This window comes from Hymenobacter crusticola (assembly GCF_002154225.1).
GTDB classification, from domain to species: Bacteria; Bacteroidota; Bacteroidia; order Cytophagales; family Hymenobacteraceae; genus Hymenobacter; species Hymenobacter crusticola.
In genome coordinates, this window is sequence record NZ_MTSE01000006.1 from 90020 (window position 1) to 115151 (window position 25132).

23 protein-coding genes are annotated in these 25132 nt (G+C 54.5%); 10 read left to right on the forward strand and 13 right to left on the reverse strand.

The genetic code is table 11. The features are described from left to right. The first annotated feature begins 29 nt into the window (after positions 1-29). Positions 30-701 (forward strand): DUF4142 domain-containing protein, encoded by a 672-nt coding sequence (locus BXP70_RS13325; protein ID WP_086594593.1) that lies wholly within the window; start codon positions 30-32, stop codon positions 699-701. Positions 702-839: 138 nt separating this feature from the next. Then, the gene (locus BXP70_RS13330; RefSeq protein WP_086594594.1) at positions 840-1523 is read left to right on the forward strand and encodes a TMEM175 family protein; all 684 of its coding nucleotides are present in this window, start codon (positions 840-842) and stop codon (positions 1521-1523) included. A gap of 231 nt (positions 1524-1754) precedes the next feature. On the opposite strand, the gene BXP70_RS13335 is transcribed toward BXP70_RS13330, so the two are convergent. Genes BXP70_RS13335 through BXP70_RS13350 form a run of 4 tightly spaced genes read right to left on the reverse strand, consistent with a single transcriptional unit; the run spans position 1755 to position 5458 of the window. Further along, positions 1755-3257 carry a hypothetical protein gene (locus tag BXP70_RS13335; protein WP_143436489.1) on the reverse strand — a complete coding sequence of 501 codons (1503 nt, stop codon included), beginning with the start codon at positions 3255-3257 and terminating at the stop codon, positions 1755-1757. Positions 3258-3276: 19 nt separating this feature from the next. Further along, positions 3277-4218, reverse strand: coding sequence for a hypothetical protein (locus tag BXP70_RS13340; protein ID WP_086594596.1), 942 nt, complete (start codon positions 4216-4218; stop codon positions 3277-3279). After that, the gene (locus BXP70_RS13345) at positions 4215-4916 is read right to left on the reverse strand and encodes a hypothetical protein (RefSeq protein WP_086594597.1); all 702 of its coding nucleotides are present in this window, start codon (positions 4914-4916) and stop codon (positions 4215-4217) included. The genes BXP70_RS13340 and BXP70_RS13345 overlap by 4 nt, the downstream gene beginning before the upstream one ends. After that, entirely contained in the window at positions 4913-5458 is a 546-nt protein-coding gene (locus tag BXP70_RS13350) for an RNA polymerase sigma factor (protein ID WP_086594598.1), read from the reverse strand. The genes BXP70_RS13345 and BXP70_RS13350 overlap by 4 nt, the downstream gene beginning before the upstream one ends. A gap of 141 nt (positions 5459-5599) precedes the next feature. Between BXP70_RS13350 and BXP70_RS13355 the strand changes: the two genes are divergently transcribed. Further along, positions 5600-6028, forward strand: a complete 429-nt coding sequence (locus tag BXP70_RS13355; protein ID WP_086594599.1) for a hypothetical protein — start codon at positions 5600-5602, stop codon at positions 6026-6028. A 152-nt stretch (positions 6029-6180) separates the two neighbouring features. Here the strand turns inward: BXP70_RS13355 and uvrA are convergent, their stop codons facing one another. Then, positions 6181-9141, reverse strand: a complete 2961-nt coding sequence (uvrA, locus tag BXP70_RS13360; protein ID WP_086594600.1) for an excinuclease ABC subunit UvrA — start codon at positions 9139-9141, stop codon at positions 6181-6183. Positions 9142-9413: 272 nt separating this feature from the next. Between uvrA and BXP70_RS13365 the strand changes: the two genes are divergently transcribed. Further along, on the forward strand, positions 9414-9866 hold the full coding sequence (locus tag BXP70_RS13365) for a hypothetical protein (protein WP_086594601.1): 453 nt from the start codon (positions 9414-9416) through the stop codon (positions 9864-9866). A gap of 27 nt (positions 9867-9893) precedes the next feature. Here the strand turns inward: BXP70_RS13365 and BXP70_RS13370 are convergent, their stop codons facing one another. Continuing rightward, positions 9894-11555, reverse strand: coding sequence for an FAD-dependent oxidoreductase (locus tag BXP70_RS13370; RefSeq protein ID WP_179197687.1), 1662 nt, complete (start codon positions 11553-11555; stop codon positions 9894-9896). A 118-nt stretch (positions 11556-11673) separates the two neighbouring features. On the opposite strand from BXP70_RS13370, the gene BXP70_RS13375 reads away from it, so the two are divergent. Continuing rightward, positions 11674-11919, forward strand: a complete 246-nt coding sequence (locus BXP70_RS13375; RefSeq protein ID WP_086594603.1) for a hypothetical protein — start codon at positions 11674-11676, stop codon at positions 11917-11919. Between the two features lie 66 nt (positions 11920-11985). On the opposite strand, the gene asnS is transcribed toward BXP70_RS13375, so the two are convergent. Continuing rightward, positions 11986-13380, reverse strand: a complete 1395-nt coding sequence (gene asnS / locus BXP70_RS13380) for an asparagine--tRNA ligase (RefSeq protein WP_086594604.1) — start codon at positions 13378-13380, stop codon at positions 11986-11988. Between the two features lie 177 nt (positions 13381-13557). Between asnS and rpoN the strand changes: the two genes are divergently transcribed. Both rpoN and BXP70_RS13390 read left to right on the forward strand, forming a co-directional pair. Next, positions 13558-15123, forward strand: coding sequence for an RNA polymerase factor sigma-54 (rpoN, locus tag BXP70_RS13385; RefSeq protein ID WP_086594605.1), 1566 nt, complete (start codon positions 13558-13560; stop codon positions 15121-15123). Between the two features lie 300 nt (positions 15124-15423). Beyond that, positions 15424-16056, forward strand: a complete 633-nt coding sequence (locus BXP70_RS13390) for a phosphatase PAP2 family protein (protein ID WP_143436490.1) — start codon at positions 15424-15426, stop codon at positions 16054-16056. On the opposite strand, the gene BXP70_RS13395 is transcribed toward BXP70_RS13390, so the two are convergent. After that, positions 16053-17450 carry an FAD-dependent oxidoreductase gene (locus BXP70_RS13395; RefSeq protein WP_086594607.1) on the reverse strand — a complete coding sequence of 466 codons (1398 nt, stop codon included), beginning with the start codon at positions 17448-17450 and terminating at the stop codon, positions 16053-16055. The two genes, BXP70_RS13390 and BXP70_RS13395, sit on opposite strands and share 4 nt — an antisense overlap. Before the next feature lie 246 nt (positions 17451-17696). Here BXP70_RS13395 and BXP70_RS29480 point away from each other — a divergent pair, with 246 nt between their 5' ends. Beyond that, entirely contained in the window at positions 17697-17906 is a 210-nt protein-coding gene (locus BXP70_RS29480; RefSeq protein WP_143436491.1) for a hypothetical protein, read from the forward strand. 61 nt (positions 17907-17967) lie between these two features. On the opposite strand, the gene BXP70_RS13400 is transcribed toward BXP70_RS29480, so the two are convergent. The 4 genes from BXP70_RS13400 to BXP70_RS13415 all read right to left on the reverse strand — a co-directional run bounded on the left by BXP70_RS13400 (position 17968) and on the right by BXP70_RS13415 (position 21319). Beyond that, positions 17968-18570 (reverse strand): alpha-ketoglutarate-dependent dioxygenase AlkB family protein, encoded by a 603-nt coding sequence (locus BXP70_RS13400; protein WP_086594608.1) that lies wholly within the window; start codon positions 18568-18570, stop codon positions 17968-17970. A gap of 129 nt (positions 18571-18699) precedes the next feature. Beyond that, a complete protein-coding gene (locus BXP70_RS13405) occupies positions 18700-19341 on the reverse strand; it encodes a hypothetical protein (RefSeq protein WP_086594609.1) in 642 nt (213 codons plus the stop codon). A gap of 85 nt (positions 19342-19426) precedes the next feature. Continuing rightward, entirely contained in the window at positions 19427-20707 is a 1281-nt protein-coding gene (gene kynU, locus BXP70_RS13410) for a kynureninase (protein ID WP_086594610.1), read from the reverse strand. An 81-nt stretch (positions 20708-20788) separates the two neighbouring features. Then, positions 20789-21319, reverse strand: coding sequence for a 3-hydroxyanthranilate 3,4-dioxygenase (locus BXP70_RS13415; RefSeq protein WP_086594611.1), 531 nt, complete (start codon positions 21317-21319; stop codon positions 20789-20791). Between the two features lie 248 nt (positions 21320-21567). Between BXP70_RS13415 and BXP70_RS13420 the strand changes: the two genes are divergently transcribed. Both BXP70_RS13420 and BXP70_RS13425 read left to right on the forward strand, forming a co-directional pair. Further along, positions 21568-22377, forward strand: coding sequence for an SDR family oxidoreductase (locus BXP70_RS13420; RefSeq protein WP_086594612.1), 810 nt, complete (start codon positions 21568-21570; stop codon positions 22375-22377). Positions 22378-22406: 29 nt separating this feature from the next. Further along, positions 22407-23132, forward strand: a complete 726-nt coding sequence (locus BXP70_RS13425; RefSeq protein ID WP_086594613.1) for a glycosyltransferase family 2 protein — start codon at positions 22407-22409, stop codon at positions 23130-23132. A gap of 20 nt (positions 23133-23152) precedes the next feature. Here the strand turns inward: BXP70_RS13425 and BXP70_RS13430 are convergent, their stop codons facing one another. Continuing rightward, the gene (locus BXP70_RS13430) at positions 23153-25069 is read right to left on the reverse strand and encodes a hypothetical protein (protein WP_143436492.1); all 1917 of its coding nucleotides are present in this window, start codon (positions 25067-25069) and stop codon (positions 23153-23155) included. Between the last annotated feature and the right edge of the window lie 63 nt (positions 25070-25132).

Consider the following 25132-nt stretch of genomic DNA (forward strand, 5'->3'; position numbering starts at 1 on the left):
CTCCTTTACCCACCACAACCAACCTTGCTATGAAACGCATCACTTTGAGCTTGCTATGTGCTAGCCTGTTAGCTACTAGCGCTTGCAGCACCGCCGGCAACGACGAAAAAACCAACAATAACACGGATTCAGAAGTATCGGGCGGCAATGCCGGCGATAATGCTATGAACGCCGCTACAAAAGGCGATTCTGCCGCTTCCACAGCCGTTACCGACTCGGCCGGTGCGCCTGCCACGGCTAGCACAGGCCCGGGTTCACTTAATGGCTCTACCCTCGACGACAAACAATTCATGGTGAAAGCCGACCAAGGCGGCCACAATGAAATTGGCCTCAGCAAGCTAGCTCTGGAAAAAGGAGTAACTGGCGAGGCAAAGACATATGCCAACAAAATGATTGCCGACCACACGAAAGCCGGCAACGAGCTGAAGCCAATTGCCCAGAAGAAAGGCGTAACGCTGACCGGCGACATGGATGCTGATCATAAAACCATGCGCGACCGGATGAGCAAAATGTCGGGCAAAGAGTTTGAGCAAGCCTACATGGGCCAGATGGCGAAGGACCACGAGGAAACTGAGGCTTTGCTGCAAAGCGAAATCGACAATGGCCAAGATCCTGATGCCAAAGGCTGGGCGCAGAAAACGCTGCCTGTGGTGAAACAACACACCGCCATGGCGCACAAAAACAACGACATGAAGATGTAGATCATCTTGCACGGATCAAGAGTTGAAAGCCGCTGCGGAAATACCGCGGCGGCTTTTTTGTTTTCCATTGCTAGTCCGGATGCTAGCCGTTTATCTTTAGTCGGGCTAGGCCGTTCATGTTCCGGCTAGCTTACCGCTATGAGTCACGTCGATACGCCTTTAGAGCATGATGACCGGATGGAGTTTCAACTGGAGCGCCTGATCCTGTTTACGGATGCGGTGTTTGCCATTGCCATCACGCTGCTCGTCATCGAGATAAAAGTGCCGGAACTACACCACGTACAGTCAGAGCGGGCTGTAATGATCGCCACGCTGAACTTGTTACCTAAGTTTATAGGCTTTCTGGTGGCGTTCTTCGTCATTGCCATTTACTGGACGGCGCATCACCGGGTATTCCGTTTCGTGCATCGGTACACGACAGGCCTGATCTGGCTCAACATTGTGTTCTTGTTGAGCATTGTGCTAATGCCTTTTACGGCCGCTTTCCAAGGGGATTATCCCACTATGAAAACCCCATGGATCCTGTATGCTTGCTGCGTCATTTTTACGGGGCTAATGCAGGTTAGGCTCCAAGTATACATCCGCAACCCCGCGCGTGGTCTGACCCTTCGTCATCATAGCACCCACCCCGACCTCGATCCTTTCCGGCCGCTAATCTCCGTCTTAATTTTCTCGCTTAGCCTTGTCTTGTCTGCCGTTGGCTTCATCCTAGCAGCCAAGTTTACCTTACTCCTCATTTGGCCATTCATGGTTTTGTATAATCGCTACCGCTATCGGCCTTTGTTGCGCGCATACGAGCAACGCTTTGGCGTTGCAGCTTGAACGGCTTTTAGAAAAGTAGAGGCTCCATTACCCTAGCTTGACTTGTTCGGCTGAGTAGCAGGCTGCCGCTACAGGAGGCAGTAGCGCAACCTAGGCTAACGCCCGTTTGCAGTGCACGGGAAGAACTCGGTTTATCCTACTGGTTCTTAAACAAGTAGCTATTCGGCGGTAACCTGTAGTTATCGGCTGCGCTCGAATTGCTTCGGCTCAGACCTAGCGAGTGCAGCCCTTCTACCGGTAGCCAAATCGGTAGCGCAGCCCTAGGGTTAATCCACCGGCCATGAAGGACCCAGACTCCACGTAGGGAGAGCCTGCTTGCAAGTCGTTCTTGCCTTTTTGAAAGATAGTGCGCATGTCCTTGTTCATTATGATTTCGGTGACCGCCTGCACCCGGCGCCGGCGCCCAAACGCATAGCTAGCATCGACACCTAGGGCAGCGTGCAGACCAAACGCCCGCCGTTGAAAGCCAAACGTTTTCTGGGTGGTGACCTGGCGGTTGACGATGGCGTACTCCCGGAAGGTAACCGACGACCACACGGGTACTAAGCCTCCCACCGCATCGAACTGCATTCGGCGCAGAAAAGATGGCGTGAGCGAATAACGCAGCAGCACGGGCAATGCCAGCCCCCTTTCCTTAAGGGTGTGGTTGGGCACGCTAAAAGTGCCTTCAGGCGTATCGAAAACGGTACCTACAGGCTCCTCGTTAAAGGTTTCGCCATACTGAAATCCGAGCTGTAGGGCTAGGCGCGGTGCCAAGTAGTAACCCGCATACACGTAGGGAATTGGCCCCGCCGACACATATTGCGCATACACGCCGTAGCCGTCGCGGTAGCTGGTGGGGTAAGTCGTCGTTTGAGTTTCGGTGGGTGAAGTCTTCACCACGGCAGCTGGGTAGGGTGTTTGCCGGGAGTAACGTACATGGTAGAAGTAACCGCCTATTTCGGCACCCGCGAAGAAGCGCGGGCGTAGTGTTACTATCTCGCTGGCTGGCGCCAACCGCTTGTGATAAGGCGCTGGCTGAGGCCCTAGGGTCAGCCCGATGCGTGTGGTGCCGACCAAGTAGCTCACCATAGGTTTGCCAGCCAACAATAGAGTAGCAACGCCCGTGTTAACATCCACAAAGCCGCGGCGACCTAGGCGGCGCTGCAAACCGTAAAGTAACGCCACATCGGCGGTGGCGAACCGCCGCCCGCTGTTGCGGTACAGAAAATGAGCTGTTTCGCGCGATTCCTGGCCTAAGCCAGCATTTAGGGCCAGGGAGAAATAATTAGCCGAGAAGTTCCCGACGTTTTTGCCCAGTAAGAGGCGCCGCTCCCGATTGTAGTAATAGCGTCCGGCCGCTTGCACTTGCAGATCTAGGCGCTGGCGGGTCTTGGTGGTGGCTTCGGGACGGAAGGAGGAAATAGCGGGGCTGATTTCCCCCAACACCGACCAGGCCGGGTCACGCAGCTTGTGCTCATACGCTAGGTGTAAGCCGTAGCGGGTATAACGCGTGCCGTCCCCCAAGGCATTGGTGTTGGGCTGGAGGTTATTTAACCCTAGCTTCCAGAGGCTGCGCTGCTCTTCCTGTACGCGCAACGGCGCAGTAGTCAGCGGCGGAGTAGCCACCTCTTCGCCATAATGCAGACGCGTGGTGTCGGGAACAGTTTGGGCTAACGCCCCAATTGACGACCCAAGCAGCAGGCCGGCCCAAAGCAAGAGCCGACGCCCTCGAAAACGATACAGAGTAGCCATGTAATAGGGAGCTGTGCGATTAGAAGTGGGAGGAAAGCAGCTGGGTTTGTAAAGTCAGGGGGGCGTAGGAAGTGCTCACGCGCACCAAAGGCCGGGCACCCGAGGCTTGTTTGACAGTTAGCGAAGCTCGACTACCCGAGGCTTTCTTAGCCGCAGCGTAGACTGATGGCACTGTCAAGCTACCTTGCAATACATTTAGCTGGTAGGCAAACTGGTCGAGTTCAGCGGCACTGATAACAACCTCCGTTCGGTCGGCCTCTACGGTGAGCTTGCGCAGCCCCGCCGCGGGCTGCACTTGCACGCTGCCGTAGTAATTGCGCACAAAACAGCTGCCACCTAGGTCCAGCAGTTGCACCGCCGACTTATTAGCTTCGCAGGTGAAATCAGCCTGCACGTTGGTGGCGGCTAGGTCAGTATAACGGGCAGCTACCGTGAGCGTGCCACGCAGACTCCGCAGGGTAATCTGCCCAAAGTTTTGCTCTAATTTCTGCGCTCCGCTAAGGTCGGTCAACGTAGTTTGGCCATACGCGTTTACGACCTGCAGTGGGTTGCCAGCGGGCATCCACACGGTGTACTCGGCGCGCAAGTCGCTGCGGACGGCAGCGGCCCCGGTCGGCAACGTGAAGAAGTTAAGCAAATCGAGCGCACTGCCGTTGCGTTCGAGGCGGTAGCCAGCGGCTTTCAAATCCTGCTCGGCCACGCTGCGGTCGGGATGCCGGGCACTCAGGCGCAGCACCACCTGTACTTGTGGCTTATCCCAACCCTGCACCCGTAGCGTGGCCTTTTCGGCCCGGATGCGCACCAGCACATGGGGCGGGCACGTCCACTGCTGCTCTAACGTGCGGGTCACTACCTGTACCTTTTGCTGCGCCCGAGCGCCGATGCTGGCCAGCAGCCAGAGCAATCCTAGCAGCCACCTACCTAGCGTAGCACAAGGCCACCTATGCGCGGTATACTTCATGAGATAATCAGTTGCACCAGTTCGCGGGTAATAGTCGCCCGCATTGTGGTAAGTTGGGCTTGTTGGCGCACTAGCTCCGGCGACGTGCCGAAGCGGCGAGCAGCTTGTTGCAGGCGGTCCTGCTGCGCTTCCAGCTCATTCAGTTGCGTGCGCAACTCTCGAAATTCTTTGGATTGGCATACTGTAGGAAGCGAGGCACAATGCGCATCAATGAAGGATATCCCCTGCTGTTGCAGCGGATCGAGCCTATAAGAGGCCAAGGAGGTCGAGGTATTGGGAACCACTACTTCTTCGCTGATCGCGATAGATTCGTGCGAGGCGGTAACGACAGGGCCTTCAACCGACGCCGTCGGCCGTAACCACCACACGCCTAACAGTAGCAGTACCGCCGCGGCTATGCTAGCTACTCGCCACGCAGGTAGCAGCCAAAGCTTCTGGGCAGCTGGCACCGCTTCATCGGCAGCAACTACTGTAGGTGTGGCACCTGCATCCAAGCGCCCTAGGATAGCGCTCCACAACTCATCGGCGGGCTCATGCTCGGGGAGCTGCGGCACGGCTTGCGCAATAGCCTGCTCGGCGGTTAGCTGCGCCGCGATGCGCGGCCACGTCGCCGGATCGGGCTCGTGGTTGGGTAAGCTTGCTACGGCCCGGCGCAGGTTATCGTGCCCAGCTTCAGTAGGTTCTAATAAATCACTCATCGGTACAAATGCTGAAGTTTGCGTTGCAGCAAGCGCTTGGCGTGGTACAGCTGCGACTTGCTGGTGCCCTCCGTGACGCCGAGCAGTTCGGCCACCTCGCGGTGCGAATACCCTTCCACCTCAATGAGGCAGAAGCTAGCCCGGTAGCCCGCCGGCAGTTCGCCGATGGCTTTTTCCAGGGCCTCGCCAGTCAGGCTATCGTGCCAAGCCACCAATGGTTCGGGGTGTCGGTCTTGGTCATACACCTCCATGCGCTGCTCGCGCCGCAGCGTTACCAGCGCCCGCCGCACCACGATGGTGCGAATCCAGGCACCTAGGGTCGACTGCTGGCGGAAACTGCTTAGCTGCTGAAACACCTGCACGAAAGCGTCCTGCAAAGCATCTTGCGCTAGTTCCCGGTCGCTGAGGATGCGCAGCGCGCACGAGAACATTGCCGTCTTGTAGCGCTGATACAGCCGATACTGCGCCTGCCGGTCCTGGGCCAGGCAGTCCGCAATCAGCGACTGTTCTTCGGGAGGAAAACTAGAGGACAAGGAGAGCACAGGCTGCGTATTTGCCCTAAAGTGTCGAGCCGCCTTGAGAAGGTTGGTTGGGAAGAAAAATATTTTTGCAGGCTATACCTACTCCTGCTTCTCCTTTACCTATTTTCCGACCACTTACCTGTTTTTCACAGAATTATCTCAATGAAGAAACTCTATTTACTTGTGACTATCTGCGGTACTAGTGCAGCGGCGCACGGCCAACTTAACGTAGCCTATCATCAATCGGCTTTGCCTTTCGCTTCTATTTCTTACGACTTTGGCCGTTTCCATCCCGATTTTCGAGTGGGTGTCGATGCCTTCACTTCCAACCTGAATCCGGAGCTAACCCTGAATTATAAGTTCGTCAACAAGGAAGATTATTACGTTTACGGTGGTATTGGAGGTCGCACCAACAACTTAGCTGGCGCTGTGGTCCCGGTGGGCGTAGTCGTGTTTCCATTTGCCAGGAAACGGCTAGGCTTTCACACTGAGCTAGCTGTTATCGGCATTGGTGAGAATGGTACGGTGCTGCGAGGAAGCTGGGGTGTCAAGTTCCGCTTCGGCCGGGCCGAAGAAGGGCCTGGGCTATAGCGAACAAGCGTTTTTTACACCTCTAAACCCGGCTTTGCGCTCACACGAAGTTCTGATAGACAATATATTAACTGGCACATGTAGCTCATTTAATACACAAGCGCCCGCACTTTTATAGTGCGGGCGCTTGTGTTATTACCTTATGGCAGTAGTTAGTTCACCTCTGCGTACTTGCTGGTTTTCAGTTCTTCAGCCAAAAAGCGACTGGTGTAGCCTTTCCCCGATTTTGCCACCTGCTCGGGCGTACCTTGAGCTACAATAGTACCGCCAGCGGCGCCACCTTCCGGCCCAATGTCGATGATGTGGTCAGCCACCTTGATCAGGTCTAGGTTATGCTCGATGATGAGAACTGTATTGCCCTTATCCACTAGCTTTTGCAGCACATCGGCCAAGTGGTTGATGTCCTCAAAGTGCAGACCCGTGGTAGGCTCGTCGAGGATGTAGAAGGTCTTGCCGGTGTCTTTTTTACCTAGCTCAGTAGCTAGCTTCACGCGCTGCGCTTCGCCACCAGAAAGCGTGGTAGCCTGCTGACCTAGGGTCAGATACCCTAGCCCTACTTCATTGAGGACCTGAATTTTGCGCAGAATGCGCGGCTGATTCTCAAAGTACTCCACAGCTTTTTCCACCGTCATGTCGAGCACGTCGGTGATGCTCTTGCCTTTGAAGCGCACTTCCAAGGTTTCGCGGTTGTAGCGGCGGCCTTTGCAGGTTTCACAGGGCACGTGCACGTCGGGCAGGAAGTTCATCTCAATAGTGCGCATGCCAGCTCCTTCGCAGGTTTCGCAGCGGCCGCCCTTCACGTTGAATGAGAAGCGGCCCGGCCCGTAGCCACGAATCTTGGCTTCGGGCAGCGAGGCAAACAGGCTGCGAATCTCCGTGAACACACCCGTGTACGTGGCTGGGTTGGAGCGCGGCGTGCGTCCGATCGGCGACTGGTCCACCTCAATTACTTTGTCGATCAGCTCTAGTCCTTCGATGCTGCCGTAAGCGAGGGGGTCGCGCTTGGCGTTAAAGAAGTGCTGATTCAGAATAGGATACAGCGTGTCGTGGATGAGCGACGACTTGCCCGAACCCGACACGCCCGTGACGGCCACGAGCTTGCCCAGCGGAAACTTAGCCGTTACGTTCTTCAGGTTATGCCCTTTAGCGCCTTTCAGAACGAGGTCTTTGCCCTCGCCCTTCCGCTTCTGCCGGCGCAGCTCGATGTGCTTTTGCCCACTCAGGTACTGCGAGGTGAGGCTGCCCGACTCAAAAATATCGGTAGGCGACCCTTCGGCCACGATGCTGCCGCCGTGAATCCCCGCACCCGGACCAATATCGAGTACGTAGTCGGCATTCATGATCATGTCCTTGTCGTGCTCCACCACAATAACGGAGTTGCCGATGTCGCGCAAGTGCTGCAACGCCTTGATTAGGCGCTCGTTGTCGCGCTGGTGCAGGCCGATGCTAGGTTCATCCATGATGTAGAGCACGCCCACGAGCTGGGTACCAATTTGGGTGGCAAGGCGAATGCGCTGGCTTTCGCCCCCGCTCAGCGTGCGCACGGAGCGGTGCAAGTCGAGGTACTCCAGGCCGACTTCGAGCAGGAAACCGATGCGCTTGCGAATCTCTTTCAGCAGCTCTTTACCAATAATGTTCTGGCGCTCCGTCAGGCGGCTTTCCAAGCCCTCAAACCAAGAAGCTAGCTCCTTGATGTCCATGATGGACAACTCGCCAATGTGTTTGCTGTCAATCTTGAAGTGCAACGATTCCTTTTTCAAACGGTAGCCGTGGCACTCGGGGCATTCCTTCGACTGGGTGTACTGCTGAATCCACTCCCGGATGTTGTCGGAGTCGGAATCCATTTGGCGGCGCAGAAAAGGAATAATGCCCTCAAAAGGCTCGGAGTAGCTAGCTTTTTTCGGATCGGCGTCTTCGTCCTCCGGGATGCCGTGAAGCAAGCGCTGCACTAGCTCGTCTGGCATCTTCTCCAGCGGCGTGCTTATGCTCAACTTCTGCTTCTTGAGAATAACCTGAAGCTGCTGAAAAATCCAGATGTCGCGGTACTCACCGAGCGGCGCGATACCTCCGCGGCTGATACTCAGCTTCTTGTCGGGCATCACCGAATCTTCGGTAATTTCCTGCACTTCACCTAGGCCGTTGCACACCGGGCAGGCTCCGTAGGGGGAGTTGAAGCTGAACGTGTTCGGCGCTGGATCATCGTAGGCAATACCGGTGGTTGGATCCATGAGGAAGCGCGAAAAAAACTGCGTCTTCTTCGAGTCAGAGTCGAGTACCAGCATGGTGCCTTTACCGTGCGTCAGGGCATTCTGCACCGAGCCCGACAGGCGGTGCCGGTCCTCGTCCTTCACCACAATACGGTCAATCACAATCTCGATGTCGTGGATCTTGTAGCGGTCCACCTGCATCTTCGGCGTGATATCGAGCAACTCACCATCGACGCGTACCTTCGTGAACCCTAGCTTAGCAATCTGCTGAAACAGCTCGCGGTAGTGCCCCTTCCGGCCTTTCACCACGGGCGCCAGCACCACCAGCTTGCGGTCGGCGAAGTGCTTGAGAATGTAGTTGATGATCTGGTCGTCGCTTTGCCGAATCATCCGCGCGCCCGTGGCGTAGCTGAACGCCTCGGCCGTGCGGGCGTAGAGCAGTCGCAGGAAGTCGTAAATCTCGGTGATGGTGCCGACCGTGGACCTAGGGTTGCGCGAAGTGGTCTTCTGCTCGATGCTGATCACCGGCGACAAACCTTCGATCTTATCAACGTCCGGCCGCTCTAGCCCGCCCATAAAGGAGCGCGCGTACGCCGAAAACGTCTCCATGTAGCGGCGCTGGCCTTCGGCGTAAATCGTGTCAAAAGCCAACGACGACTTACCCGAGCCCGAGATACCCGTGAACACGACTAGCTTACCGCGCGGAATCTGAACGGATACGTTCTTCAGGTTGTGCTCCCGTGCGCCATACACCTCAATAAAAGGCGATTCAGCAACGGGGCCCGCAGGAGAGTCAACAAGATGATTGGTTGTAGCTGCCGCCGTCAGCTCGACTTCGGCTGTAGCAGCCTGCGACAACGGGGAAACAGAATCGGCTGTAACAGCCGGAATGGTTTTCTTAGCCATGCAAAGCGGTAGAAAGAAGTCTGCAAAGGTACGCAAAACCTACCCCTATAGCTACTCCGAATAGCTTATTAGCCAGTAGGATTAGCTAACGAAGGCGCTGTTAGGCGTTCGGCAGATGAGCTATAACAACAGCCCTACCCGAAATGTCTCATCAGCCACGAAAGTTCTTTTACGCACCCAGCAGTCGGGCTCTAGCGGGCCGTCCTGGCTTTGTTCTTGTCCTGTCTTCATTGATTCATCATTATTCTCAACCCTCTGCTTGTTCTCGCTTTATGAATAAATCCTCTGCCTTCGCTTTTGCGGGCCTGCTTGCCTTATCGCTGTGGGGTGCCCCCACGCATGCTCAACAGATAAATAGTAACATCACTACGCCTGCGTGGGGGCCAGCGGCACCAGCAGGTTCGCAGTACTACTACATTCCGGAGGTAGGCGGCTACTACGACCTGCGCGACCAATATTACGTGGTAGAGCGCCAGGGCAAGTGGCAGCGCGTGCGCACGCTCAGTGGCTACTCGCCCAGCAGCTTCCACCCCGTCGTGATTGACTACCGCGGCAATCAGCCCTGGGCTCAGCTCACGCGTCACCAACAGCTATACCCAGTAAGCTTGCCCCCGGGCCAAGTAAAGCGCTTGGAAAACGGCAAAGGCTTACCGCCCGGCCAAGCCAAAAAGCTGTACGGCGGCGGTCATGGCAATGGTAACGGGAAAGGCCACGGCAAGCATTAAAATCTCTCAACGTAAAACGGCTCAGACCTAGGTCTGAGCCGTTTTACGTTGAGGTTGCGCCTTTTGGGCTAGCTGTTGCCAGCTTGTCGTAAGTGTGACGTCAGCGGCGGCAGGCATCTGCTGCTTTGCGAACAAGGCTTCTATAAAGATCATGTCGGCGTCGCGGTTCATACTGGCCGCTGCCAGAATGCGGCCATGCTGCACGTACAGCGCCAAGAAGTCTTGCTTACTTACGTCGCCATGGTACATGATGGTATCATAGTGCTCGGCATGCCCCACGTAGCGCAAGCTCTTACCATATTGCTGCGTCCAGAAGAACGGCACCCCCGTGTACTTTTCCTGCCGGCCTAGCATATTGAGCGCCGCTACGCGCCCTTGCTGTTGGGCCAAGCGCCAGTGCTCCATGCGCGTTATGTTGCCCGTTGCGGCCAACGGGAAATGCGCGATGTCGCCGGCTGCGTAAATGCCGGGCGCAGCTTGCAGATGTTCATCTACGCGCAGGCCGCCGTCAGGCTCCAGGTCGAAGGCAGTTTGCAAGAAATCAGTAGCAGGCCGCACGCCCACACCGAGTACTACCAAATCGGCGGGTAGCACTTGGCCGGTTTTCAGCCGCACGCCGGTCACTTGGGCCCCCTCTCCTACTATCTCAATCACATCCGCTTCGGCCGCGAAAGCAACACCATGCTGGTGGTGCAACTGCCGAAACATAGCGCCAATTTCTGGGCCTAGCACTTTCGCGAAAGGCTCCTTGCTTTGGGCGATTACCGTTACGTGGCGCTCTTCGCTCGTCAGACTGCTCGCTACTTCCATCCCGATAAAGCTAGCCCCTATAATGACCACTTGCCGGGCACTCTGAGCCAGTTGCAGGATTTTATTCGCGTCGGCTTGCGTGCGCAGGAGCACCACCCCCGCGAGGTTATGGCCGGGCACATTAGGCAACGATTTCGGCGTAGTGCCGGGCGCTAGCAGGAGCTTGTCGAAAGCTAGGTTAGCTCGGTCTGCTAGCCGCAGCTCTTGCTTCTCCCGGTCGAGGCCAATGACGCGCGTGTTTGTGAGTAGCTCAATGCGGTGTTGTTCGTAGAAAGCGGATTGGCGCAGGGGTAGGTTTTCGGGCTGGGCTTTGCCAGCTAGGTAGGCTTTGCTGAGCTTGGTTCGGTCGTAGGGTTCAAACTCATCGGCTGACACCATAAGCAGTCGTCCGGTGAAGCCTTCGGCACGCAGCGTTTGAGCGGCAAGCTGCCCAGCCGCACCGCCACCAACTAGCACAAACGTACGTTCTTCCGCATGCCTAGCTTCTACCATGTCGGGCGCCGCGCCGCCTACTTCGGCGGTAGGTGTGGCGTTTAGGTCGCTCATCGAAGCGGCGGGGTTATCCGGTAGCGTTACCCATACCCGGCCTTCCGCCTCCCGTACCCTGAACGAGGGCAGATGGTCCAGGGCTGGTGGCTCGCAAAGGTGACCATCGGCTACCCGAAAGCAGGCATGATGCCACGGGCAGACCAACTGGCCTTCCACGATCTTGCCTTTCTCCAGGGGCGCGCCGTAATGCGGGCAGTGTGCGGCATACGCTAGGTACTCGCCAGCGTGACGAATCAACAGCACCGGGGGGCCATCGTTGGCAGTCGGAAAAGCGCGCAGTTCTCCTTCCTGGAGCGCATCGAGGGAGGTTAAGTCAATTTCGGTAGGCATAAGCGGGGGCGTAGGAAGCTCGTCTTTTACCCAACGCATAGCAGCACGACCGGGTTGGGCAGGCTTACGTATGAAAGGGCGTAGCTTTTTCCACCCTACTGTACCTAGCTTCTCGTCTATGTCCACCTACACGCCCATCAGCTGCTCCTTCTACGACGAACTGGAAGCGCTTGCCACCAAGCACCAACCTTGCACGCTCGTCTACCGCACCGAGCGCGACTCTCCGCCTATCACATACCAAGGCGTTATTGCGGATCTGTTCATCAAGGACAAAGTAGAATACCTGCGCCTTTCCGATGGCTTCGAGTTGCGCCTCGATGCGCTGCTCGCCGTTGATAACAAGGAGCTGCGGGACTACTGCTAGCTTTCCTTTCAACAAAAAAGCAGCCTCTTATGGGGCTGCTTTTTTGTTGTTTGCAAAATCTGCGGATTAAAACTCCGCATTCTTCGGAAAGCGCGGGAAAGGAATCACGTCCCGGATGTTGCCCATGCCGGTCACGAACAACACTAGGCGCTCGAAACCTAGGCCAAAGCCAGCGTGCGGTGCCGATCCGAACCGGCGCAAATCGAGATACCACCACAGTTCCTCTTCGGGCACGTTCATCTGCTGCATGCGGGTGCGCAGCTTCTCCAAGTCTTCTTCGCGCTGCGACCCACCGATGATTTCGCCGATGCCAGGGAATAGCACGTCCATGGCACGCACCGTGCGGTTGTCATCGTTCAGCTTCATGTAGAACGCCTTGATATCCTTGGGGTAATCGGTCAGGATAACGGGCTTCTTAAAGTGCTTCTCCACCAAGTAGCGCTCATGCTCGCTCTGCAAATCGGTACCCCAATCCACGGGAAACTCAAACTTCTGCTTCGCCGTTTTTAGAATCTCGACGGCTTCGGTGTAAGTCAGGCGCTGGAACTCGTTGTCGACTACAAACTGCAAGCGGCTGAGCAGTTCCTTGTCATATTGGTCGTTGAGGAACTGAAGATCGTCGGGGCACTTCTCCAACGCGTAGCGCACCAGAGACTTCAAGAAGTCCTCGGCCAGCTCCATGTTATCCTGAAGGTCGTTGAACGCTACCTCTGGCTCAATCATCCAGAACTCGGCTAGGTGCCGGGCAGTGTTCGAGTTTTCGGCGCGGAACGTGGGCCCAAAAGTGTACACTTTACCAAGGGCGAGGGCTGCAATTTCGCCTTCTAACTGCCCCGAAACCGTAAGATTTGTCTGTTTACCAAAAAAATCTTCGGCATAATCGACGGAACCGCTCGCCGTGCGCGGCGGATGGTCGTCGGGCAGCGTTGTTACGCGAAACATTTGGCCCGCACCCTCCGCATCGGAGCCCGTGATGATGGGCGTGTGGATATAATAAAACCCATGATCGTTGAAGTACTGATGGACGGCAAACGCCAGGGCATGACGCAGACGCAGCACCGCACCGAAGGTGTTGGTGCGCGGACGCAGGTGCGCTATTTCGCGCAAAAATTCGAGCGAGTGACCTTTCTTTTGCAGCGGGTATTGCTCCGGATCTGCTTTACCAAGAACCTCTATCTCAACGGCTTGCACTTCCACCGATTGTCCCTTACCTTGGGAGGCCACTAGCTGACCGCGCACTGAAACACAGGCACCCGTAGCTACGTCTTTCAGCGTTTCTTCGGGGAATTTCTCCGCATCGGCTACGACCTGAAGATTGTGGATCGTGGAACCGTCGTTGAGGGCGATAAACTGGACGTATTTGTTACCCCTGCGGGTACGTACCCATCCCTTTACCACTACTTCACGCTCCAGCTCCTGACTCTGGAGCAGCTGTTGCACGCTCGACCTTCTGACGGACATTGTACTAATCTTTAAAGATTAACTTATAGAAAGCAAAGGTAGGAGTTTTAAAAAGCCAAGGAACATAGAAATTACCCTACATTTTGACTAACTTTTTTATCCCAACTGAAGTACAGGAAAAGCTATCTTTGAGCTATTGCCGTTTCATCCTGGCGAGATTATAGGCGTTTTTTAGTTATGCAACGACTTGACATGAAGCAGCTTCTCTCGCAGAAGCTGTCTCCCCAACAGATACAATTTATTAAGCTGCTCCAAATTCCGACGGCAGAATTAGAGACGCGTATCAAGGAAGAATTAGAGTTGAACCCGGCGCTGGAAGAAGGCGACGAGAACGATGACCTGGACGAGCAAGACCGGGATGATTCGGACGATGATGACTATGATGATCCGGACTCGGAGTTTGATAACGATGATAACACGCTCGACGAAGACTTCGACGACCGGGGCGAAGAGCAACCGGAAGTAGACCTGTCGAAGGATGACGAGCGGGCCGATACCAAAGAGAGCGATGATCTTGACCTAGGTGACTATATCAACGACGATGAAATAGCGGGCTACAAGATGCAGGGGGACGGCCCCGGCGACTCCGACGACGACCGCGAGATGCCGCTGGCCGATACGGGGGGCTCGCTCACCGACATCCTCATGGATCAGCTGAGCTTTGCGGGCCTGGATGATAAGCAAGCTGCTATCGGTCGCCAGCTGATCGGCTCCATCGACAACGATGGCTATATCCGGCGCGACTTATCGGCTATTGCCAACGACCTAGCTTTTTCGCAGAACATTGAGGCTGCTTCGGGCGAAATTGAGGGCGTATTACACGTTATCCAGAGCTTCGACCCAGCCGGCATTGGGGCCCGCGACCTGCGCGAGTGCTTGCTGCTACAACTGGAGCGCCGCCCACAGGACGACGTAACGGAAGCCGCCGAGCGCATTCTGTTGGAGTGCTACGATGAATTTACGAAGAAGCACTACCCGCGTATTCAGCAAAAGCTAGACCTGGAGGATGATGAACTGAAGGAAGCCATTGCCTTGATCCTCAAGCTCAATCCTAAGCCCGGCGGCACTGGCCCGGTAGGTATGGGCAAGGTGCAGTACATCATCCCTGACTTTATCCTGAGCAACGATAACGGCGTGCTCAACCTGACGCTGAACTCGCGCAACGCGCCCGACCTGCGGGTAGCGCCGGCCTACACCGAAATGTTCCAGGCCTACGACAAAGCGGCCAAAAAGGACAAGAAGATGAAGGAGGCCGTGACGTTTGTGAAGCAGAAGCTCGACGCGGCGCGCTGGTTTATCGACGCCATCCGGCAACGGCAACAAACGCTACTGCGCACCATGGATGCCATCGTGCGCTACCAGCGCGACTTCTTCCTGGAAGGCGACGAAAGCAAGCTCCGCCCGATGATCTTGAAGGATATTGCCCAGGAAATCAGCATGGATATCTCGACCGTGAGCCGGGTAGCCAACAGCAAATCGGTGCAAACGGAGTTTGGGATTTATCCATTGAAGTATTTCTTCTCCGAGGGTATTGCTACGGATTCGGGCGAGGACGCTTCCTCCCGCGAGGTGAAGCACATCCTGAAGGAAATCATCGACGGGGAAAGCAAAGCTAGGCCCCTTTCCGATGACAAATTGGAGAAGATGCTGAACGCCCGCGGTTACAACATTGCCCGTCGTACCGTGGCAAAATACCGGGAACAGTTGAATATTCCGGTAGCCCGACTTCGACGCGAACTGTAGTTTATCAAACGCAGCTTACACAATAGAAAGCTAGCTTCTATTCCCTGGCACCTAGGACGCGAGGAATAGAAGCTAGCTTTTTCGTCAGTAGAGGCAAAGCTTATTATCGTCCAGCTTCCACAAGAGCTACAACTATTCTACTCTAAGCACTCAATAAGATTGTATCAAATAGAGACTTGTAGGATTTAAGTTATTAAATTTGTAAAGATTCATTGTCATTTTTAGCTCTCACTTCGCTGCGGCGAATCACGTTACGCCTAGGGTCCTATCTTTACCAGCCTCTTATTTCCTGCTTCCTCTGTGTCTCGCCCGCTAGCGACAGCCTTATCCGCGGCTTTTCATCCGCTACTAGTTCCCTCATATCTATTCTATATCATTTGCTACCAGCTACCAGGGGTGATTTTGCGGCCCCTCATGCCCGACCGGTGGGTCGTGCTGGCCGTTGTTTTTGTCTTTACTTTCCTATTGCCTTCGTTGCTAACAACGGCCCTGCATTGGTTCGGTCAAGTGGAGTCCCTAATGTTGCCTGACCGCCAGCATCGGCCACTGCCCTTTCTACTAACCACCATTTGTTTTGCGGCCGCTACGTTTTTGTTTCAACGGGAGCGGCACGCCTTCGACCCGCTGCTAACGCACATGATGGCGGGCATGACTGTGGCCGTTCTGCTCACCTTTCTTATCTCGCTGCACTGGAAGATCAGTGCTCACAGCGTGGGGGTAGGCGGGGCCGCAGGTTTCCTATCCGTACTGCAAATGAGCGCGCTATCAGGTGAGTCGGGGGTCTGGTGGCTGGTCAGCATGATTTTGCTCACGGGCGCCGTGATGAGTGCTAGACTAGCTTTAAATGCCCACACCTCAGCACAGGTGTGGGCTGGTCTTAGCCTCGGCATAAGCGTTGTAATTGGCTTTGGCCTTGGTCTGACGCTTGGCTAGTACGCTAGGTTGGCTAGCTCTTGCTGCACTAAGGCCTGCACTGCCGGCTGATCGTAATCGGCTTCGCTTTGGATATGTGGCATCAGGCGTTGCATCACTTGCTCCTGTCGCTGCCCGTTCGCCCAAGCATCTGCGTACGGTGTGCTCGAAAAGGTAACCTGCGTATAGAGCGGCACCCACTGATCAGGATATTGCGCCGAAATTTTGCTTTCGATTTTTTTGCGCAGCAAAAAGCGTGGGTCAGCTACCCGGTCGCGCATCTCCTCAAAGTTGTACACGGCTAGGTCAGCCATGGCATCAGCATTGGGCTTGCGCAAGCGCTGAAACTCCGCAAATACGGTGTGCCAGTCGCTGCCATGCTGATCGAGCAAATCGTCGAGCACCGAGCAGTCTTCGAAGCCGGCGTTCATGCCTTGCCCATAAAACGGAACAATGGCGTGGGAGGCATCGCCGAGCAGCAGTACCTCATCGGCTACCGACCACGGATAGCAGCGAATAGTTACTAGAGAGCTAGTTGGATTCTGAAAAAAGTCTTCTTCCAGCGCTGGCATCAAGGGCAACGCATCGGGAAAAACCTGGGCGAAGAAGGCTTGCACCTGCGCGCCCGTTTGTAGGGTAGCAAACGAGTGCTCCCCTTCGTAGGGAAAGAACAGCGTGCAGTTGAAGGAGCCATCGAGGTTGGGCAACGCAATCATCATATACTGCCCCCTAGGCCAGATGTGCAGCGCATTTTTCTCCAACCGCCACGTGCCGTTGGCCCCCGCTTCAATCGTCAATTCTTTGTAACCGTAGTTGAGGTACTGCTGCGAGTAGTCGAACCGATCCGTTTTCTGCATGGCACTGCGCACGGCAGAATATGCCCCATCCACCCCAAACAAATGGCGGAAGGAGCGCGTTTGCTCCTGCCCCGTTAGGGTATCGCGCAGCACGAGGTGCCGGTTAGGCAAATCAACGAACTGGCATTTTTGGTTGAAGTGCAGGCTAATGTGGGAGTTAACTTCGGCTAGATCTAGCAGCGCCCGGTTTAGCCCGTCGCGCGAGACGGAGTAGATAGCCTGATTTTCGCGGCCATACGGCTGGTACGTAAGCCGGCCTTGCTGATCGTGCATGATGCGCTGGTACATCGGAATGGCAACGGGCTGAATCTGCTCACTAATCCCGACTCCTTCTAAGGCCCGCCAGCCGCGGTCAGACAAAGCTAGGTTGATGGAACGCCCTTCCGTGCTTTTGCTGAGTTGCCGCGGGTCGGCGCGCCGGTCGTAGATCTCGACAGGATAGCCGCGCCGAGCTAGGTATAAAGCTGCCAACGTGCCCACCAAACCGCCGCCCATCACGGTAAGTGGTTCAGGTTGGGAAGGGAATACAGATTCGGGAAATGCGGAGAGAGAGGACATAAGGAAGTTGAATCAGGACGAAAGGCAGAAAAAGAGCGCAAAATGGCTTATATGGCTACTAAACACATTTTGTTGAACTGGCAAAAGGTTGAGTTGATCAGGAAAGGAACCTAGGTTGGTCGGATTAGGCACCCGGTATAAAAATTGGAAGCCTAAGTTTGTCACTATAGAATGAAAGTATTGAATAAAGTAAACGCCATGATCCAGTCTCGCCTCGCAACTGCCACCCACCTCTGCAAGAAACTCATGCGTCCTCGAAGAATCAGCATTCGCCGCAGCAAGCAGGCACCACGTGCTGCGTTACTTTCTGTTGTTACAAGCTTAGTTCCTACCCCGCATCCGTTCGCCGTAGCGGCATGCCTACCCTTCAATGCTACGTTGCTGCGCATCGGCGACTACTTGCTTGGTGAGCCGGATTGCCCCTCGCTGTATGGCCACCCCGGAATCCGCTACTAGCTCGCAGTAGAAGCAAGCAAACAGTCATGGGCCGATTATAAAAGTCACTTGACGGTTCGTTTTAGTAGCTCGTAAGAACGCGGCGGAAGGTCAAGTTAAGACGCGGCGCTACAGATACGGCCGTTTTGGGTATAGCATGCAGCCAATGTTGCTGCGTAGTTCCCTGCATGAGCAACAAGCTCCCATTGGTGAGCGCCAAAGTTACGGCCGAATGATTTGTATGCCGCGGATCGCGTGGCTTCAGCCGAAAATTACGCGTTGCTCCTAAACTAATGGAAGCAATAACTGGAGCCAGACCTAACTCCGGTTCATCATCGGCGTGCCAGCCCATGCTATCCTGCCCGTAGCGGTACAAGTTGAGCAATACGCTATTGAAATTGCACCCTGCGGCGGCTTGTGCCTGCTCCCGCAAACGCAGCAAAGCAGGCGTCCACGCCTGCGGGGTAAGCGCTAACCTAGAATACTGATAGCGCGCCGCTGGGTCGCCGTGCCAAGAAGTAAGCCGCGGTTGCATCACTTCTTTTCCAAAAAGCTTAATCGGCTCCTGCCGCCACGGAATCGTTTCTGTCAACTCCGTGAGCAAGCTACGAGACTCCGCCGGACTCAAGAACTCTGGGTCGAGCAATACTTCCGCATCAGGTAATGGCAAAAGAGTAAGCGCCATTGATGGAGTGAAGGCGAAAGAGTGAGTGTAAGCCTGTTAGCCCAAAGCTAGCAATGAATGATAAGCTAGGTTCAGAACGCGCGTAGCTTAATTTGAATCTCGGAGCAAGCCAAGCCTCTAACGCTCGAATTAATGCACGAAATATTGGGCTACTAGTGTCATCAGTCCGAGCTGCAATGCGAAGCACACCACAAACGGAATCAGCCAGTTGCGCGACTGATACGTGTGCGTACGCACGTAACGTGGCCAGAACCAGAAGATATAAACGACAATTGCCGGCAGATTGAACACGCTCAGCATCCACCTGCTTAAGCCATAGTGTTGCATAAACCAGTTGAGCAGGAGCATGCCCCCTACAAAGTAGAGCAACATAAACATAACTAGTCGCACGATAGCGCCTGAACGCCCCAACTGTCGCAAATTAAGCCCTAACAATACACCCCCGGCCAGCATAGAAAACAGAACGGAGAACCAGGTAATTGTAACGGGCGAGTACAAGCGCGGGCTCGTTTCCTCCGCTTCTACGACGTCGTTAGTTTCGTGCATACCGAGGCGCTGGTCTTCGGCATCTAGCTGCACTTGCTGCGCACGAATGCCAACCTCCAGCACTGGGCGGAGCGCCGTTTCGTCGGGATGGGGTTTGCCCCGGCGCGCCAATTCATCTAACGCCGCCAGTACCGCGTCGTCGCGGTATTCGGCTCGTCCGGTTACGTACCGTTGCAGTTCAGCATCGGTTTTGAGCGCCATTTTTGCCGCATATTCTTCGGCCATATGAGTAGTTAGCGAACTAACAATTGAGTGAACACGATGGTGTTTACGTAAAACTCCAATAAAGCTCTGATAATTCAGTGTGTAACTATTCGGCCTTTGCCCACGCAGCTAGCACCTCCCCCGTTCGCTGCACATCTCGGTACGAATTGTACAACGGCACTGGCGCTAACCGAATCACGTTAGGCTCACGCCAGTCGCCCACGATGCCCGCGGCAGCTAGGTGGTCGAAAAGTTGACGCCCATTTTGATGTACCAGCAAGGAGAGCTGGCAGCCGCGTGCCGCCGGCTCCGAGGGCGTAATAATCTCTAGCTGCGTCGCTGGGAGCTGCAAACGCCGAATCAGAAACTCCAAGTAAGCCGTGAGCTGCTCGCTCTTCCGTCGGAGCGCGCTCATTCCGCCCGCTTCATCTACCAGCGCCAAAGAGGCCTGGTGTATTGCCATCGGAAAAATCTGGCCGTTGGCGAGCTGCCAGCCGGCCGCGCCAGGCATGGGCTTGAAGCCCTTCTTCATCTGAAACCGCTCCTTGGCATCGTGCCCCCACCAGCCAGCTAGGCGCGGCAAGTCGAACTGATACGCAAACCGCTCGTGCACAAACGCCCCCGAGGTGCCGCCCGGACCGGAATTCAAGTACTTATATGTACACCAGCAGGCAAAATCCACGTCCCAATCGTGCAAGTGCATTTCGATGTTGCCGGCTGCGTGTGCTAGGTCGAAGCCCACGGTTGCGCCCACAGCATGGCCCGCACGGGTAATTGCAGCCATATCGAACACTTGCCCGGTGTAATAGTTGATACCGCCTAGCAGTACCGTTGCCAGCGAATCTCCTAGCTCCTGAATTTTGGCTTCAATATCTTCTGTGCGCAGCGTGTGCTCGCCCGGCCGTGGCAGCAGTTCTACGATAGCCTCATCGGGGGCAAAACCGTGTAGCTTCACCTGCGATTCCAAGGCATATTGATCAGATGGGAAAGCCCCGCCTTCCATTAGCACCTTATAGCGCGTGGCTGTGGGTCGGTAGAAGGAAATCAGCAACAAATGCAGATTGGTAGTCAGATTATTCATCACAACCACTTCCAACGGTTTGGCCCCAACTACTCGAGCCGCCGCAGGGGCCAGCATCTCGTGATAGTGCATCCAAGGTGACGCGCCATGAAAGTGCCCTTCTACGGCGCGCTGCTCCCACGCCTGAAACTCCTGCTCGACAGCCGCCCGCGCCGTTTTGGGGAGCAGCCCAAGCGAGTTACCACATAAGTAGATACTTTCGCTACCATCTGGGGCAGGCGGAATGTGGAACCGGTCACGGAAGTCGCGTAGCGGATCTTGAGCGTCGAGGGAGGCGGCGAAATCGGGGGTGGGTTCGAAAGTCATCGGCAGTAAAGATAGGCAGCTAGGTGGAGCCTTACTGCATCTTTGAGCTGTTGGAGCCAATGAGGTAGCGTGTCCCCTGCTTTAGGAAGCAACAGGCGCAGGCGGCGCCATCACCGTACCACAATTCTGACAAGTCCGTTTTTCCTCCGATTGCCAGAATCGGTTCATGATCGGCGGGAGTTGCTGCACGATATCCGTAATCTCGGCGTACTCCTCGTAGAGCTTATGACCGCAATTTTCACAAAACCACAAAAAACCGTCCTTCTCTCCCGGCTGCCGATAACGCTCCAATACTAAGCCAATAGTACCCGCTGGTCGCCTAGGCGAATGAGGTACACCGCCAGGCAGCAGAAACATTTCTCCCTCTCGAATTGGAATATCTATGGGCTGACCATCTTCGATGATCTTTACCACAATATCTCCCTCTACTTGCAGGAATAATTCTTCTCCTTCATCATAGTGGTAGTCTTTGCGAGTATTAGGCCCACCAACTACCATCACAATAAAGTCTTTGTTGTCTTTGAAAACTTGCTGATTGCCAACAGGTGGCTTCAACAAGTGCCGGTGTTCATCAATCCACTGCTTGAAATTGAATGGGCGAGTAATAGCCATGCTAGTAGGGAAAGCTAGGTAAGGGAGGCGGTAAGCTAGGTTAAAAACCGTTAATAAGAGATTAAGTTAGGACCGTTTAGCTGGTCATTGCCGCACAGTGCGTCCGTGAAACCAGCACTAAAAATATCTTCTATGACAAATCAACTCCAGTAACACTCATGTTTTGCGGTAGAAGTGGCAGCTGTATTCCGCTACCTACGTATGTTTGCCACGGCTTAAAGCGTATTTAGTCGTACATTCTTCCAATTATGCACCCTTCACTGTTTTCGCCGGATATTCTAGCTGGCCAACAAGCCTTAGTTGGGGGTAGCACCCAGGGCATCGGGCGGGCAGTAGCCGAGGTATTAGCTCAGATGGGAGCATCCATCACGTTATTGGCTCGCAACGAAGAGCGCCTACAGCAAATAGCCGCTGAGCTGCCCACCCCGACAGCTCAAACTCATGATTACATCGTTGCTGATTTCGTGGATGCCAACGTGGTAGCTACTCGCGTCCACGATTATCTTAATAGCCATCCTAGGGGTTTTGAAATTTTAATAAACAATACAGGAGGGCCTGCAGGTGGGCCACTTCTTGCAGCACCAGCCGAAGCTTTTCGGGCAGCTTTTGAGCAACACCTAGTGTGCAACCAAGTGCTAGCACAAGCGCTAGTGCCTACTATGCAGGCTAATCAATACGGCCGCATCATTAATATCATTAGCACATCCGTCAAACAGCCGTTACCGAACCTAGGTGTCTCCAACACGATCCGTGCTGCCGTAGGAAACTGGGCTAAAACATTGGCCAATGAAGTAGCTTCCTCTGGCATCACAGTGAATAATGTCCTACCAGGCGCAACGGTTACACAGCGGCACACGTCGCTTATTGAGCAAAGAGCAGTTCAAACCGGTCAATCAACAGAGTCCATCGAAGACAACTTGCTCCAGCTTATTCCCGTTCACCGCTTCGGTCAACCTGAAGAAATAGCGGCAGCCGTCGCCTTCCTAGCTTCTCCCGCTGCTAGCTATATCACGGGCATTAATGTGCCCGTCGATGGTGGACGTACCGGCAACCTATAATTACGCCTAACATCTAACCCATTTGCGTTTTGGTAAAGTTTGACAAACTCTCTATCGTCATTCCGGTTTACAACGAAGCCCGCACCATCCATCAGATCCTGGATGTGCTGCGCGAGCTGAAGCTCGTGAATAATATTCAGAAGGAGATTATTCTGGTCAATGACTGCTCCTCTGACAACTCTGCGGAAGTGATAACGACCTATATAAGCCGTTATCCAGAGATGGGAATGCGGCTGCTCCAACATGCAGTTAACCAGGGGAAAGGAGCAGCGTTACACACCGGTATTCGTGAGGCGACTGGCGACTATGTTATTATTCAGGATGCCGACCTAGAGTACGATCCGGAAGAGTACAACATATTGATGAAACCTATCCTGAAGGGGTTTGCCGATGTAGTATTTGGCTCGCGCTTTATGGGTGGTCAACCCCACCGGATTCTGTTCTTCTGGCATAGCATCGGCAATGCTATCCTGACCTTCCTTTCCAACATGTTCACTGACCTGAACCTAACGGACATGGAGACATGCTACAAACTATTCCGTCGCGATATTATTCAAGGCTTGAAGCTAGAAGAAAAGCGCTTCGGCTTTGAGCCCGAAGTGACGGCCAAAGTTTCCAGGGTACCTAATGCTCGCATTTACGAAGTAGGCATCAGCTACTATGGCCGCACCTACGCTGAAGGCAAAAAAATCGGCTGGCGCGACGGCTTCCGGGCCATTTACTGCATTCTGAAGTATGGTTTATTTCATGGCTAGGCCCTGAAATAAGCTAGTTTCTAGCGGTGACGTAACACGGTTACCATAAGATTATCGACCAGGACGGGCTGTACTGAGCCGTTCTGAAACGCGTAGACAGAAACCTCATCGTCAGGCTGCGCATCACTTGATACTTTACTATCAAATCTCACCTCATCCCATACTTTTGGCGTTCCACCATAGACCGTCGACACCTCCCCTACTTTGTTCATTAGACGCATTCCTTTCCATTTGTAGGTTTGGCCATTGCGCTTGAACTCAATAACCAAACTAGGCATTTGGTTGATATCCCAGGCTTTGTCCGGAAAAAACACCTGTGCGCTCGCCTCAATCCAGTCGCCAGGCTTTACTTTTAAGTCTCCTAGCTTTTGACGATACGTCGGGCTGTAGGGGTGTTGCGCATCGACCTGAAATGCTGGTGCAGCCAAGGCAAACTCGTTGGTGACGCCCGGCGCCGATTCCTGGCTGAAGTTGTTGAAATGCGTCACTTCCGAAACGTAACGCGTGTGGTCAGGATCGGCCTCGTTGGTATCGAACTTCGTCAGGTCGTTTTTGGTCAGGTGCGTTTTGCCTAGTATCGCGAAGTAATAGCGCCGGGTCATGTGCTCGGGCATAAAGATGCCCTCTTGCCGCTGCCAGAGCTGAAAGCCATTTAGGGCCGTAAGTAATACTAGCAAGCTAGCCGTGAGCATGCGTACAGCTACTCCGCGTTGAAACAATGCCTGCAGGCAGAAACCCAAAGGAAGGCTAAGTAGCGGGTATGTTTGTACCATGGTGCGGGAGCCGAAGCTATCCATATACCACCAGCACCACCAACTGTAGGCAATGTATACGTGCAAGCTTAGATACAAGGTGACCAGCCAAAACCAGTCGCGGCGTTGCTGCCACAGGATGAATAATCCTACTATAGCTAGCACCATTACCGGCGTATAGGTCAGCCAGCCATTATCGAAGCTCAATAGCCCGGAGTATAACTTCGGGTGCAGAAAATCGAAGCTTTCCCCCGGATACGAATCATACGTCCAGTGCCCGGAGGTGTGATGCCAGTAGAGCAGCTGCGGCACCATTACCAGAAATACTCCCAGCCCAAAACAAATAACTTGCAGACGCTTGGCCCACAAAAGTTGGAGGCGTGCTCGCAAGCCAGCCCACGAGGCCACTCCTAGTAGCAGAGGCACCAGCATAATGATTACCTCTGTAGGGCGAATCAGCACGGCCAGGCCAATTGTCAGGGCTAGCCCCAGAATATACCGCAGGCGAGGTTGCTGTAACCAATAGTGAGTCAGCAACAGCGTAGCCGTGTGCAACACAAAAAGAAAGTTATGTGAGTACAGGCTCTTGAAGACTGCATAACATAAGTAGTTAGTAGTGCAATAAACGACTACGAGCAACACGGCCGTTAGGGCGTCACTGAAGTATAACAACAGCAAGCGCCGTAGCAACACTAGGCCAATCAGAGCATACACCAAACCGGCTAGGTAGGCTGCTAGCTGATAGGGTAATGAGTAACCATCTGCCGGGTAGGATGATAAATACTTGGTGTAGAGGTGCGCCGCGCCAAAGAAAGGGGCATATAGAATAGATAGCCCCATCGTGTACTTGATGACATAGCTATCAGGATCAGTACGTGCCCGCGACACTTCATAGTTGCCGAGCGGATGCGCCGGATTGCCTCGATTGGTTAGATCATATTGATCCAAAATGGGCGTTACAAAGCCTAGGCCTGACACATCATGATAGATGAAGGTAGCAGGCAGGTAGAGGTAATACCCGAACACGTCGTATTTGGTGACGCGCAGGTTAGTCCAACTATCTACTGCGACGAACATCCGTAGTAGCACTGCCATCACCAGCCCCATGCTGAACAGCGAAATAGGAGCGCGCCAGCGAACTGTCGGAGTTGGTAATGAAGTAGGTAAAGAATAAGAGGATACCATTATGGCGAAAGCGATAAGTACTAGCAGTTAAGAAGGCAGAAGCAGAGTGCCGAGCTCTACGTT